12 protein-coding genes are annotated in these 13,445 nt (G+C 67.6%); 2 read left to right on the top strand and 10 right to left on the bottom strand.

The genetic code is table 11. The features are described from left to right. Window positions 1-2: 2 nt before the first annotated feature. The 9 genes from ASE43_RS12585 to ASE43_RS12625 form a co-directional block, all read right to left on the bottom strand. Window positions 3-890: a glycosyltransferase family A protein gene (locus ASE43_RS12585; protein ID WP_057160708.1), complete on the bottom strand. Its 888-nt coding sequence runs from the start codon at window positions 888-890 to the stop codon at window positions 3-5. Next, window positions 891-2,015: an ABC transporter ATP-binding protein gene (locus tag ASE43_RS12590; protein ID WP_056182087.1), complete on the bottom strand. Its 1,125-nt coding sequence runs from the start codon at window positions 2,013-2,015 to the stop codon at window positions 891-893. Between the two features lie 13 nt (window positions 2,016-2,028). Then, window positions 2,029-2,820 (bottom strand): hypothetical protein, encoded by a 792-nt coding sequence (locus tag ASE43_RS12595; RefSeq protein WP_056182091.1) that lies wholly within the window; start codon window positions 2,818-2,820, stop codon window positions 2,029-2,031. Continuing rightward, entirely contained in the window at window positions 2,817-5,192 is a 2,376-nt protein-coding gene (locus ASE43_RS12600; RefSeq protein ID WP_162258791.1) for a glycosyltransferase family 2 protein, read from the bottom strand. The genes ASE43_RS12595 and ASE43_RS12600 overlap by 4 nt, the downstream gene beginning before the upstream one ends. Window positions 5,193-5,648: 456 nt before the next feature. Next, complete coding sequence (pip, locus tag ASE43_RS12605; RefSeq protein ID WP_057160710.1) at window positions 5,649-6,596, bottom strand: prolyl aminopeptidase; 948 nt, start codon at window positions 6,594-6,596, stop codon at window positions 5,649-5,651. Between the two features lie 81 nt (window positions 6,597-6,677). Further along, complete coding sequence (gene prmC, locus ASE43_RS12610) at window positions 6,678-7,508, bottom strand: peptide chain release factor N(5)-glutamine methyltransferase (RefSeq protein ID WP_056182099.1); 831 nt, start codon at window positions 7,506-7,508, stop codon at window positions 6,678-6,680. Window positions 7,509-7,521: 13 nt separating this feature from the next. Continuing rightward, window positions 7,522-7,866: a hypothetical protein gene (locus ASE43_RS12615; RefSeq protein ID WP_056182101.1), complete on the bottom strand. Its 345-nt coding sequence runs from the start codon at window positions 7,864-7,866 to the stop codon at window positions 7,522-7,524. Between the two features lie 234 nt (window positions 7,867-8,100). Continuing rightward, window positions 8,101-8,634 carry a carboxymuconolactone decarboxylase family protein gene (locus tag ASE43_RS12620; protein ID WP_057160711.1) on the bottom strand — a complete coding sequence of 178 codons (534 nt, stop codon included), beginning with the start codon at window positions 8,632-8,634 and terminating at the stop codon, window positions 8,101-8,103. A gap of 347 nt (window positions 8,635-8,981) precedes the next feature. Next, window positions 8,982-9,521 carry a peroxiredoxin gene (locus tag ASE43_RS12625; RefSeq protein ID WP_055900689.1) on the bottom strand — a complete coding sequence of 180 codons (540 nt, stop codon included), beginning with the start codon at window positions 9,519-9,521 and terminating at the stop codon, window positions 8,982-8,984. A 178-nt stretch (window positions 9,522-9,699) separates the two neighbouring features. Here ASE43_RS12625 and ASE43_RS12630 point away from each other — a divergent pair, with 178 nt between their 5' ends. After that, on the top strand, window positions 9,700-10,647 hold the full coding sequence (locus tag ASE43_RS12630) for a LysR substrate-binding domain-containing protein (RefSeq protein WP_057160712.1): 948 nt from the start codon (window positions 9,700-9,702) through the stop codon (window positions 10,645-10,647). Window positions 10,648-10,705: 58 nt separating this feature from the next. Here the strand turns inward: ASE43_RS12630 and msrA are convergent, their stop codons facing one another. After that, window positions 10,706-11,365 (bottom strand): peptide-methionine (S)-S-oxide reductase MsrA, encoded by a 660-nt coding sequence (msrA, locus tag ASE43_RS12635; RefSeq protein WP_057160713.1) that lies wholly within the window; start codon window positions 11,363-11,365, stop codon window positions 10,706-10,708. A gap of 285 nt (window positions 11,366-11,650) precedes the next feature. Here msrA and ASE43_RS12640 point away from each other — a divergent pair, with 285 nt between their 5' ends. Continuing rightward, window positions 11,651-13,300 carry a peptide-N4-asparagine amidase gene (locus ASE43_RS12640; protein ID WP_057160714.1) on the top strand — a complete coding sequence of 550 codons (1,650 nt, stop codon included), beginning with the start codon at window positions 11,651-11,653 and terminating at the stop codon, window positions 13,298-13,300. The last annotated feature ends 145 nt before the right edge of the window (window positions 13,301-13,445 follow it).

Raw genomic sequence — 13,445 nt, forward strand, 5'->3', positions numbered from 1 at the left:
TCCTAGAAGTCGGACGCGAACAGCTTGATGGGGTACGTGCTGCGAAGCTGATCCAGCTTTTCGCGGTTCTTCTTCCACACTCGCTCCTTCTCGGCGTCCTCCTTGCTGCCGTTACGACTGGGCGTGCTGTTGCTGTTGTCGCTACGGATGATGTAGAGACCGATCCGACGGTCCAACGCGGAGAAATCGCAGGGACTGGGCCCGGCCACGCGCAACAGGAAGTCGTAGTCCTCCACCCGCGACAACTCGGAGTGGAAGTAGAGCAGCTCCTTGTCGACCTTCGCGCAATCGATCATGTAGGAGTGCAGAGGGCAGAAATTGTCCCGGATCAAGTCCAGCTTGTTCTTGCCGCTGTAGGGACTGGTCACCTCGTAGATGAAATCGTAGTCGCGCAGACCGACGGCGCGCGCCTGCTCCATGCCGGCGAAGGACACCGCCGCCTGGCTGCTCGCCAGCGGCTTGCGCAACACTTCGTAGGCATGGGTGTACAGAACGTCGTCGTAGTCCAGGAACGCCAGGTAGCGGTTATTGCGCTTAAGGTGCTCCTGTATTCCCGCATTCATCAGGGCCGAGCGGGCGTCGCCGGATTTCCCATCCGAATAGTTGATGACCAGCGGCTTCGGCAGCCATTTGAAGAACCACTGGCGCTGCACGGCCTGCACGGTCTTCTGCAGGTCGGCTTCGGCAAAGCGCTGGGTCACCACGATGGGCTGGACGGCGACGCCGGTCTGCGCATGCAAGCTCTGTATGGCGCGCTCCAGCTTTCCGAGCGACCCGCAGTCGTGGAAGCGAACGACGACGCTGACCACGTCCAGCATCGCGCCGGCGGCACCCTGATCCTCCGGAGCGCCGCGCGATACTGTCTTATTCACGATATCCATGATCTTCATTCAGCAGACCTCCACCACGGCCGCTTTCGCCATCGGCAAGGGCGCGCCCAACCGCTCCATCGAGGACCCCGCGCTCACCCTCAGGCCACGCAACAGATCTTCGGCATCCTGATCCTCCGGCGCGGGCAGGCTGACCCGGAAGCCGAACCTCCCCGAGCCCTTGGCCAGGTACAGACGCACGTCCTCGCGGTCCACGCGCTCCGGCGCGGCCGGCCCTTTGGCCCCGCCCGCCTCCACGCACACCACCGCGACCTCCCTGCCGCGCTCGTCGATCGCCCAGCCTTCCAGCTCGATCCTGCGGTCGACGATCCTGACCCTCTCGATCATTCCGGACGAGCTGCCGAACAGCAGAGGATCGTTGGCCGCCACTTGCGCGCGCAGCTCGGCGCTGGCCGCCGATACGATGCTGCGATAGACGGACACGCCTTCGTCGATATCGCCGTAATAGCGCATCCGTCCCTGGTCCAGCACCAGCGCCTTGTTGCATAGCCGCTTTTGCAGCTCGGCGCTGTGACTGGCCAGCACCACGATGCGGCTGCCGTTGATGCGCCCGGTCAGGCGATTGCGCGCACGTTCGACGAACACCGCGTCGCCGGTCGCGATCCATTCGTCCATCAGCAGGATGTCCGGCTGGATCGCGGTGGAGATGGCGAACCCCAGCCGCATGCGCTGACCGGCCGACAGGGTGTGCAAGCGATGGCTGGCGCGGTCGGTCAGGCCCGCGAAATCCAGTATGTCCCCGAGCACGCCCTGGATCTGGCGCAGGCGCAAGCCCATCGCGGTGCCGCGCAGCATCACGTTCTCGATCACGGTCGCGTACTCGGCGAAGCCCAGGGTCGCGTTGAGCAGCGATTGGGTGAGGCCGCGGCTCTCGATCGTACCCGTGCTGGGCACAAAGGCGCCGTTGAGTACCCGCAACAGGGTGGTCTTGCCGGCGCCGTTAAGCCCCATCAGCGCGACCCGGTCGCCCTCCTCCGCGGCGAAGCTCAGCCTGGACAGCACCTTCACGTAGCGGCGCGTGCTGCCCGTCATCGTCGAGCGGAAAAAGGATGCGTCCGCCCGGGACGCGTGCTGCGCCTCCATCGGAAATTCCAGCGACACTTCGCGTGCGCGCAAATAGACCATGGTTGCCAAATCCTCAAAGCCAAATGGGAATGCGTCGGGCCGCGCTTCGATAGACCAGCGCCGCGCCGATCAGCCCCAGCAAAGTCATCGCGCCCAGATAGACGTAGGTCGCCGGCTCGATCGCTTCGCCCAGCAAGGGCCCCCGGATCGCGAGCATCAGATGATGGAAAGGGTTGGCGCGCATCAGGGTGCCGTGGGGCGTTCCGGCCGGCGCGGACTCCGGATACCAGACGATGGGCGTGATCAGGAACAGCACCATCATCGCGCTCGACATGAACTCGTGCATGTCGGGGAACCGCGCGCCGGCCGCGCCGAGCAGCACCGCATACAGGAACAGGTTGATCATGACCACGACCAGACCCAGCAGGGACCCGGCGATCCCCATCGGCTGCACCGTCGGCGATGCGATCACGACGATGGCGACGATCGGTTGCGATAGCACGAAGTAATAGAAGGCTCGCGCCTGGGTGCGCAGCACGTAGTCGGTCAGGCGCAGATGCCCGTCGTAGATGTACGACTTGTACGTCGAGAACATGGCCGTGGCGTCGCTGAGCACGGTGGACATCAGCCGGAAGACCACGAAGCCGACGCCGATGTGGGCCAGGAAACGCGCCTGGTCCAGGCCGGGCTGCAGCGCGGCCAGGAAGCCGCCCAGTCCCCACACGTAGACCGCGGTCGGCACCAGGGTCCACAGGGCGCCCAGCCGGGTCTTGCGATACTTGGTGACCGTGTCCAGCCAGCTGCCGTACACCCAATGATCGGGGCGGCGCAGGCTTTGCAGGAAGTGGGAGAACAACAAGGTCATGACGCTACCTTAGGAAGCACAGTCATACGTCCGCCGCGGCTCGTTCGGCTGATGGTCGTGCGGGGTGGGAAGGCGAGCTCGAAGTTCGGGCTGTCCAGGGACAGATTGGGGTTGTAGGCCGGGTCGTTGCGCAGCAGTTCGCCCCAGCGGCGCAGCATGGTGTCGGACTCGGCGAGGAAGCGGGCGCGCTTCTCCGGCGTGTTGTCCTGGCCGCGACTGGCCGATTCGTGGTGGTACAGCTCGGCGAACGGCGTCCAGACGTTGCGATAGCCGTTCGCATCGATGCGCAGGCACAGATCGATGTCGTTGAAAGCCACCGCCAGGTTTTCGTCCATGCCGCCGACTTCGTCGTAGACGCTGCGCCGAACCGCCAGACAGGCACCGGTGACGGCGGTGAGGTTGTGCACGACTCGGGCGCGACCGACGTAGCCGCCGCTGCCGCGACGCAGGTTGAGATGGGCGTGCCCGGCGACCCCACCCTCGCCGATGCCGAGAATCACGCCGGCATGCTGGATGGTGTCGCCCGGGAAATACAGCATGCAGCCGACCGCACCGACCTCCTCGCGCATCGCATGCGACACCAGCTCGTCCAGCCAGTCCGGGCCGATCACCTCGGTGTCGTTGTTGAGCAGGCACAGAACCTGCGCGGAGCTCTGCGCGACGGCATGATTGACGATGGCCGAGAAATTGAATTCGTACGGGTAGTCGACCACACGCACGCATTCGCGCCCGCGCAGCCCGGCCAGATAGTCCACGGCCTGCGGCTCCACCGAGCCGTTGTCGACGACCATCAACTCGAAATTCGTATAAGCGGTCCGATCCAGCACGCTTTCGACGCAGGTCCGCAGCAGTTCGGCGCGGTCGCGGGTCGGCACGATCACCGTCACCTTGGGCGCCTGCGGCTCGCACGCCGGCAGCGCCCTGAAATATCCGTGCTCGGTGACCTCGACGCGCGACGGCCGCCCTATCCTGGCCAGGTGCGCTTCGACCGCGCGCCGCCCCGCCTCGCAAGTCGCCACGGCAGGCTCCGCTGCCGTCGCCTGCGACGGCCGCCTGGCGTGATACAGGATCTTGGGGATGTGCACGATCTGCTCGTCGCGCAGGCGTTCGACGCAGCGCAATACGAGGTCGTGATCTTGCGCGCCCTGGTAGCCTGCGTGCAGGCCACCGACCTCCCGCAGCAGGTCGGCGCGGATCGCCACGAGATGGCAAAGGTAGTTCTGCGCCCGCAACAGGTCGGGATTCCAGGCCGGCTTGAAGTTGGGATCGCTGCGCAGCCCTGCGGCGTCGATCTTGTCTTCATCCGAGTACAGCAGACGCGCGTCGGCGCGTTCGACCACCGCACGCGCGAGCTCACGCAGCGCATCGGCGCATAGTTCGTCTTCCTGCCCGAGGAAGGCGAGGTAGTCGCCCTTGGCCAGACCGATCGCCTCGTTGGCGGCCTGCTCGTCCTGCGCGCAGCGCTCGCTGAATTGCAGGCAGATGCGCCGATCGCATAGCGCGTACTCGCGCAGCAGGCGCTTGGTGGCGATCGAGGCGGCGACGTCGGCGACCACGCACAGCTGCCAGCGGCTGTAGTTTTGCGCCAGCACGCTGTCGATGCTGCGTTTGAGCAGCTCCAGACGAGGCTCGCGCACGACGAGGACCACGGAGAGGTCGGGCGCGCCGGTGCGCAGCTCGACGCGATCGCGCGTCTGCTCGACGGCGGGCCGGCTATCGAAGCGTGCCACCCATTGCTGGTAAGACAGGGCCTGATCGCGCAAGGCGCCGCGATAGCGTTGCTTCAAGGACTCGGCCGCCGCCGCCGCGCCCTCGCGCAGCGCATGGCGCAGAAAGCCGAGCAGGTCGGCGCCGAGGCGATCGCGCGGCGACTCGCCGGCGCAACGGCGGATGCCTGTCAGCATCTCCAGCACGGCGCGCAGGCGCGAGATGCGCCGCATCCGGAATCCGCGCATGCCGAACCTGGCAGCGCACTGGGTCGGGTCGAAACGCAACGCTCTGACCGGAGCATTGATGAGCACCACCGTGTACACGTACTCGCCCGAGCGCGCAGGCTCGGCGACATCGATCCGGCTGTGCTCGCTTTGGCCTTCGCCATAGTCCGGGTACAGGCAGGGCGCGACGATGCCACCCTCGCCCAGCTCGAACGCCACCCGCAGCTGGTACCAGCCCGGTGCCGGCAGGGCATAGCCCGGGCGAGCGCGCAGGTCGATCCGCGGGTCGTTGCCTTCGGCGATGCATTCCCACGCATCGCCGCGCCTATCGACATGCAGCTGATGGACCGGCACCAACTCCAGCGCCAGCGCGCGACCTGGAATCCGCCGCGCGATAGCCCGCAACACCCGCCTCAAGATCAAAAGCCCTTCCCTCATGCATTCCCGCCGCTGCATCTCGCTAAGCCGGCACCTGTCGATCCGGGCGCCGCAACGCAACTAAGCCGAGATCTCCCCATCGCGCCGACGATCCTTCCATCCTATTTGGAGAATATCAACCTAATTAGGACTTGATCTTCCAAAACGAATATCGACTCGACCCGCCATCAATGTGACTTACGACCACCTAAGTTGCGCCTATCCGTCCGTAACCGGCGCATTCAGGCAACGCAATTCATTGAAACTTGAAGGAGAAATCGCGCATCACTCGCGCAGGCGGACACCCGCAACAAGCCAACGCAAGCAGCGCGCGCCATACGCACTAAATGTGTGGACGTTTTCCACGTAGAGAATTGAGCCCGAGGCCGGCTCGCGGAATCTGCGTCCGCACAAACGAAACCGGCCGGTAGCTGCGCGCTACCGGCCGGTTCGGGGCACTGCCTGAGACGGGAGCGCTTAGCCGGCGGCGTAGCGATCGGTGGCGCGGACCAGGGCGTCGACGTTCTCGGCCTCGAAGGCGGAATGGCCGGAGGCGGGGGTGATGCTGAGCTCGGCGGCGGGCCAGGCCTGCTTGAGGTCCCAGGCGTTCTGGACCGGGCAGACCACGTCGTAGCGGCCGTGCACGATGGTGCCGGGGATGCCGGCCAGGCGATGGGCGTCGCGCAACAGCTGGTCCTCGACCTCGAAGAAGCCGCCGTTGACGAAGTAGTGGTTCTCGATGCGCGCGAACGCGAGCGCGAACGCGGCGTCTTCGTGGCCGCTGACGAAGTCCTCGTCCACGTGCAGGAAGCTGGTGGCGCCTTCCCAGACGCTCCAGGCGCGCGCGGCGGCCAGGCGCTGGCGTTCGTCGTCGCTGGTGAGGCAGCGGTGGTAGGCGCTGATCAGGTCGTGGCGCTCGACCGGCGGGATCGCGGCCAGGTAGTGCTGCCAGGCGTCCGGGAACAGGCGCGAGGCGCCTTCCTGGTAGAACCACTCCAGCTCCCAGCGGCGCAGCATGAAGATGCCGCGCAGGACCAGTTCGGTCACCTGCTGCGGATGGGTCTCCGCGTAGGCCAGGGCCAGGGTCGAGCCCCAGGATCCGCCGAACACCTGCCAGCGCTCGATGCCCATGCGCGTGCGCAGGCGCTCGATGTCGGCGACCAGTTCCCAGGTGCCGTTGTCGATCAGGTCGGCGTGCGGCGTGGAGCGCCCGCTGCCGCGCTGATCGAACAGCACGATGCGGTACTTGGCCGGGTCGTGGAAGCGCCGCATCTTCGGGCTGCAGCCGGCGCCGGGGCCGCCGTGCAGCAGCACCACCGGCTTGCCGTCGGGGTTGCCGCATTGCTCGTAGTACAGGGTATGGCGGTCGTCGACCTGGAGCGTGCCCACGTCGTAGGGTTCGATCTCGGGATAGAGCGTGCGCATCGCGGAATCTCGCTGACGGAATGCGCCGAGTCTACCCAGGCGCGGCGCGCGGGCGATACCGTATGCAGGCCTAGCGCGCGCTCAGTCGGCGGGCGCGCGCCCCAGGGTCACGCGGTCGCGGCCTTCGAGGTCGCGTTCGGTCGCCACTTCGACCAGGCCGGCCTCGCGCAGCAGGCCGCGCACGGCCATGCCCTGCTCCCAGCCGTGTTCGATCAGCAGCCAGCCGCCGCGCTGCAGATGCGCGAGCGCGCCGGCGGCGAGCGCGCGAATCGCGTCCAGACCGTCCTCGCCCGAGGCCAGCGCGCTGCGCGGTTCGTGGCGCAGATCGCCCTGTTCGAGATGGGCGTCGTCTTCGGAGATGTAGGGCGGATTGCTGACGATCAGCTCGTAGCGCTCGCCCTGCAGCGGCGCGTACCAGTCGCCGTTGCGGAACTCGACATTGTTCAGGCCCAGCGCGCGCGCGTTGTCGGCGGCCACGCCCAGCGCCGCGTCGCTGGCGTCGGTGGCAGTCACCCGCGCGGCCGGGCGCTCGCGCGCCAGCGCCAACGCGATCGCGCCGCTGCCGGTGCCGAGGTCGGCGATGCGCGCGATCCGGCCGGCGGGCAGGCGCGCCAGCGCCAGCTCGACCAGCAGTTCGGTTTCCGGACGCGGGATCAGGGTGGCCGGGGTCACGCGCAGGTCGAAGCTCCAGAAGCCGCGCTGCCCGAGCAGATACGCGACCGGCTCGCCGTCGGCGCGGCGCGCGACCAGGGTGCGGTAGCGGCGCGCGAGTTCGTCGGCGATCACGTCGTCGCCGTGCGCGAACAACCAACTGCGCGGCTTGCCCAGGGCATGCGCGAGCAGCAGTTCGGCCTCGGCACCGTCGTCCAGACGCGTCCTGGCTTCGCGCAGCAGCAGATCGATGCGGTTCATCGGCGGCGTCCTTTCAGAACTCCACGCCGTATTCGGACTTCGCGTCCTCTATCGCCTTGTCGAGCTTGGCCAGCTTGCCGGGCTGGGCGGCGTACTTCTTGCGAGCGGCGGCGATCTGCGCATGAATCAGGTCCGAGTCGCAATCCAGCTCGTCGTTGGTTTGACTCAGCTCTTGCTCGCGCTCCGGATCGCCGGAGCCGACCTCGCCCGCCAGATGCGCGCAATCGAACACGCGCTCGGCCAATGCGTCGGGCTCGGCCGACTTGGCGGCCGCCGGCCCTTTGGCGCCGACGGCGAACGGGGCCGCGAACAAGCAGGCGCTTGCCACGAGCAGCAGACGGGGCATCGTGTTCTTCATGGGGCAATCTTCCCTGATTGGAGTTCGCCCGGCGGCGCGACGCCACCAGGATGTGTTGGGAATCGGCCGCGGGCGATTCCGCGCCCGCCGAATCCAGCGGCACATCCTACGCGAGCGCGGGCCGCCGCCCGCGCCCTGCGGCACAAAAACGACCGCCGGCACAGGGCCGGCGGTCGCGAGGTAAGGCGGACGCGCGGACCGTTCGGGCCCGTACGCGCTGGAACCGGATGGCGATCAGGCCGCGCTCTGCTCGAGGGTCACCGCCACAGCGTGCACCACAGCACCAATCTTCAGTGCGCTCTGCACACCGAGAGCACTAATTTCGTGCTTACGCAGCACGCGCTCGTGCGAATCCATGCAGGCGCCGCAGCCGTTGATCGCCGACACCGCCAGCGAGGCCAACTCGAAGGACATCTTGTCGATGCCGGGGTTGGCCATGATGTTCATGCGCAGGCCGGCGCGCAGCTGGCCGTATTCCTGGTTCTGGATCAGGTGGGTCGCGCGGTAGTAGATGTTGTTCATCGCCATCACCGCGGCGGCGGCGCGGGTGCCGTCCAGCTCTTCGGGCGAGAGCTGCTCGGCGGCGAAGGCTTCGATCGCGGCGACCAGCGGCTGGTAGCGCGAGGCGATCGCCGAGGCCAGCGCGATCGTGCGGATCTGCTTGCCGTCCAGGCCCTGCGCGCCGGCGTCGCTGAGCACGCTGTCGAGGTTGAGCTTGAGGTCCTTGGCGTAGTCGGGCAGCGAGTTGCGAAGATCGGAAAGGCTCATCGAAGGGCTCCTGGATACGGCTGAATCGGGGGAGGTGCGCGGCGCGGCACCCACGCTGGCTGGCATGCGGCGCGCGGCCTGCGGCTGGCGGGCGATGGTGGCGCTGGGCGCGGGCGCCGCGGAAGGCGGCGCCGCGATAAAAAGCAGCCGGGGCGAACCCCGGCTGCGGGCATCCCGCACGGGAGGGAGGGGGAGCCGGGGGTGAAGCCGGCCCGCGTGCGGGTGTTGCCTGAAAAGATCTGCGCCGACCGCATACGCAGGCGGCGCAGGTGAAACCGGGCGACGCTAAGGGAGCCGGCCGCGACCCACGGAGATCCGCGGCCTGGCTCGCCGATCCGACTGACGGATCAGGCGACCTTCAGCGTGTTGTCGCCCGAGTTCCAGTTGCAGGGGCACAGCTCGTCGGTCTGCAGCGCGTCGAGCACGCGCAGGACTTCCTGCGGGTTGCGGCCGACCGAACCGTCGGTGACGTAGACGAAGCGGATGATGCCTTCCGGATCGACCAGGAAGGTCGCGCGCTGGGCCACGCCGTCTTCGCTGAGGATGCCCAGCGCCGAGGTGAGGTCCTTCTTGATGTCGGCCAGCATGGGGAACGGCAGGTCGCGCAGATCCTTGTGGTCCTTGCGCCAGGCCAGGTGCACGAACTCGCTGTCGGTCGACGCGGCCAGGACCTGGCAATCGCGGTCGAGGAACTGCTGGTTCAGGTCGCCGAAGCCCTTGATCTCGGTCGGGCAGACGAAGGTGAAGTCCTTCGGATAGAAGAACACCAGCAGCCACTTGCCCTTGTAGGTGTCGTTGTCGATGTCGGCGAAGGCGCTGTCCAGGCTCTCGATGCCGACGGTGGCCTTGACCTTGAATTTCGGGAACTTTTCGCCGATGGAAAGCATGCGTACGACTCCTTGATTAACGGATGGGAAGGGGGTGGAAAGGGGGTTGGATGCCGCGGACCGCATCCGATGAGGCTATGTTGCAGGACAGCATTTGATTAAAGAAATGAATTGTTCCTATGATGGCGATAGCCTATCTCAATGAACATTCGTTCTGAAGCCCTGAGCCGACCGCCGCATGAATCTTCGTGACCTCAAATATCTGGTCGCGCTCGCCGATCACAAGCACTTCGGTCGCGCCGCCGCCGCCAGCTTCGTCAGCCAGCCCACGCTCTCGACCCAGATCAAGAAGCTCGAGGACGAGCTAGGCGTGTCCCTGGTCGAACGCGCGCCGCGGCGGGTGATGCTGACCCCGGTCGGGCGCGATATCGCCGAACGCGCGCGCAAGGTGATCGCCGACGTCGAACAGATGAGCGAGATCGCGCGGCGCAGTCAGGACCCGGAAGCCGGCACCGTGCGCCTGGGCCTGTTCCCTACCCTCGGCCCTTACCTGTTGCCGCACGTGGTGCCGGGCCTGCGCAAGCGTTTCCCGCGCCTGGAACTGCTGCTGGTCGAGGAAAAGACCGATCAGATCCTGGCGCGCCTGCGCGACGGCCGCCTCGACGCCGGCCTGCTCGCGCTGCCGGTGCACGACGACCAACTGCACATCGAGCCCTTGTTCGACGAGCCCTTCCTGCTGGCGGTGCCGCAGCAGCATCCGATGGCGGGGCAGGATTCGCTGGAGCTGCACGATCTGGACGATCAGCACCTGCTGTTGCTGGAGGAAGGCCACTGCCTGCGCGATCAGGCCCTGGACGTGTGCCGCCTGGCCGGCGCCGACGAACGCGACGGCTTCCGCGCCACCAGCCTGGAAACCCTGCGCCAGATGGTCGCGGCCGGAGTCGGCATCACCCTGCTGCCGATGCTGGCGGTGCAGCCGCCGGTGCCGGCCTCGCCCGACATCCAGTTGCTGCGTTTCCGCGGCGATGCCCCGCACCGCCAGATCGCGATGCTGTGGCGGCGCAGCTCGGCGATGTCGGACTTCCTCAGCGAACTCGCCGCCGAACTGCGCAAGCTGCCGCAGGCGCTGCTGCAACCGCCCAAGCCGCCGGCCAAGGCGCGCCGACGCGCGGAGCGCTCCCACTGAGGCCGGCATCGCGCGGGCTGCGCGCGCTAGCGCGGCCCACGCAGCGAACCTCGTCGGCTCAGGCGCCCACGCCGATCGGGCAGCTCACGCCGGTGCCGCCCAAACCGCAGTAACCCGTCGGGTTCTTGGCCAGGTACTGCTGGTGTTCGTCTTCGGCGTAGTAGAAGGTCGGCGCCGGAAACGCGATCTCGGTGCTGATCTCGCCGTAGCCGGCCTCGCGCAGGCGCGCCTGGAACGCATCGCGGCTGGCGAGCGCGGCACGGTACTGGCCCTCGTCGCCGCAATAGATCGCCGAACGGTACTGGGTGCCGACGTCGTTGCCCTGGCGCATGCCCTGGGTCGGGTCGTGGTTCTCCCAGAAGGTCTGCAACAACGCGTCGAACGACACCTGGGCGGGGTCGTAGACCACGAGCACCGCCTCGGTGTGGCCGGTCTGGCCGCTGCAGACTTCGCGGTAGCTGGGGTTGGCCGTGTAACCGCCGGAATAGCCGACCGCGGTGGTGACCACGCCCGGCAAGGTCCAGAACTTGCGCTCGGCGCCCCAGAAGCAGCCCATGCCGAACTGCACCTGGGCCAGGCCCGCGAACGCATCGGGGCCGCCGCGCAGCGGGCGGCCGTGCACGTAGTGGGCGTCGTGCAAGGGCAAAGGCTGGTTGCGGCCGGGCAGCGCGTCCTGCGGTTGCGGAAGACGTTGTTTGTTGGCGCCGATACCCAGCATGTCCGACTCCGGTGCGATCACGGGGAAATCCGTGGCTCAGAAATGCGGCGCCGGGCCCGTTATTTCAAGGGTTTGCGGGCGCTGCCGGCGCGCGCCTTGCCCACCCGGAATGGCGACTCGCGCTGGCGATCGCGCGCCCATCGCCCGAACCGAGACCGCGTTCGCGGTCCGTCGCGCGCCATCGCAGGATGCTCGGCGGACGCCGCCCGGTCCGCAGGGGGATGCCGCCCCGGCGGTATCGCGACCGAGGCGAGGATTCTCCCGCCATCGAAGGAACCGATCCGAATGCATGCGAACGCGAGCTTGCGCGCCTGGTGCGCCACCACCCTGCTGTCCGCGGGCCTGCTGCTGAGCGCCGCGCCGGCTTTGGCCGCCGACGAGTTCGGCAGCGATTGGGACGACCCGCGCACCGCCGACCCCGCGGTCGCGCGCCCGCCGACCGCGCATTGCACGGTCGAGATCCTCGACACCCATTTCGCCGACTTCGATTGGCACTACGGCCAGATCGCGCCGCCGGCCGCGTGTCCCGGCCCCTGGAACAAGGTCGTGCTGGAGATCGACGGCGCGGTCAAGGGCGTGCAGTACGACCGCCTGGGCTATCTGCAGATCGGCGGCATGACGGTGTTCTCCACCAGCACCCCGGAGCCTTCGCGCGAAGGCATCCAGTGGCACGTGGAGAAGGACATCAGCGCCTACGCCAGCCTGCTGCGCTCGCCGCAGCAGGTGCGCATGTATCTGGGCAACGTGGTCAACGAAACCTACACCGGCGTGATCCACATCAAGGCACGGGTGACGTTCTACAACGCCGACCGCCGCCATCCGGCCGTGGCCGCCGCCGACAGCGTCGTCGCGCTGACCGGCGAACGTCGCGACGGCGCCGATCTGGTCGGCGACATCGCCCTGCCCGCGAACGCGCAGCGCTGGCTGGCCGAGGTGTACGCCACCGGCTCCGGCGGCGGTTGCGAGGAGTTCTGGTACTTCACCGCGCCGCCGCAGGCCGACTATTCCTGTCCGGCGCAGCACGGGCCGTATCGCGAAGTGCAGGTGCTGATCGACGGCCGCGTCGCCGGCATCGCCATGCCCTACCCGCACATCTACACCGGCGGCTGGTCCAATCCCTTCCTGTGGTACGTGATGCCGGCGCCGCGCGCGTTCAACATCGAACCGATCCGCTACGACCTCACGCCCTACATCGGCCTGGTCAACGACGGCCGTTCGCACGAGCTGCGCTTCCGCGTGGCCAATCTGCCCGACGGTGCGTCCGGCTGGACCCTGCAACCCAATCTGCAGGTCTGGCGCGATCCGCGCCGCGCGGTCACCCGTGGCGGCCTGCTCAGCTACGAACTCACCGCGCTGGCCAACGATCCGGCCTATTCGACCCTGCCCGACGGTCGCCATCAGGTCGACACCCGCGGTGGTCATCGCCTGCGCGCGAGCGGCTGGCTGGAGACCTCCCAGGGCCGCGTGATCACCCACGTCGACCGCATCGTCGGCAATCGCAATCTGCACCAGTGGGACGAGGGCGAGTACCACGACGGCGTCGAGGGCGATTGGGACGACACCGAGACCGTGACCCGCATCGGCGGCGGCCTGCCCTCGCTGGCGGTGAACTCGCAGAGCTTCGGCTTCGACGGCCTGCTCAGCTTCGAGCCGGTCGAGGACCACTATCGGGTGACTACGCGGCTCAAGATCTACGACGATGCCAACGCCCTGCAGACGCCGGCGCCGGGCACGACGCCGCTGGCGCAGGTCAAGCGCAGCCGCTTCGACGGCGAGGCCGGTTGGAACTACGGCGTGCCGCGCGATCAGCGCCATGCGGTGGGCCATTCGACGCAACGGCATCAGCGTTTCGGCAGCCAGGGGTGCTACGACCACGAGATCGGTCAGAGCAATGGCTTCGTCGACGTGGACAAGTACCGCTGCGGGCAGCCTTGAGGGCTCGAGACGTTCGCGCTGTGGGCGCGGCCCTCACCCCAACCCTCTCCCGCAAGCGGGAGAGGGAGCCGGTCGGTCACGAAGAGATCGGGCGGAGCAACAGTTTCGTGAATCTGGATAAGTACCGCTGCGGCCAGCCTTGAGG

This window comes from Lysobacter sp. Root983 (assembly GCF_001429345.1).
In the GTDB taxonomy this organism is placed as follows: domain Bacteria; phylum Pseudomonadota; class Gammaproteobacteria; order Xanthomonadales; family Xanthomonadaceae; genus Lysobacter.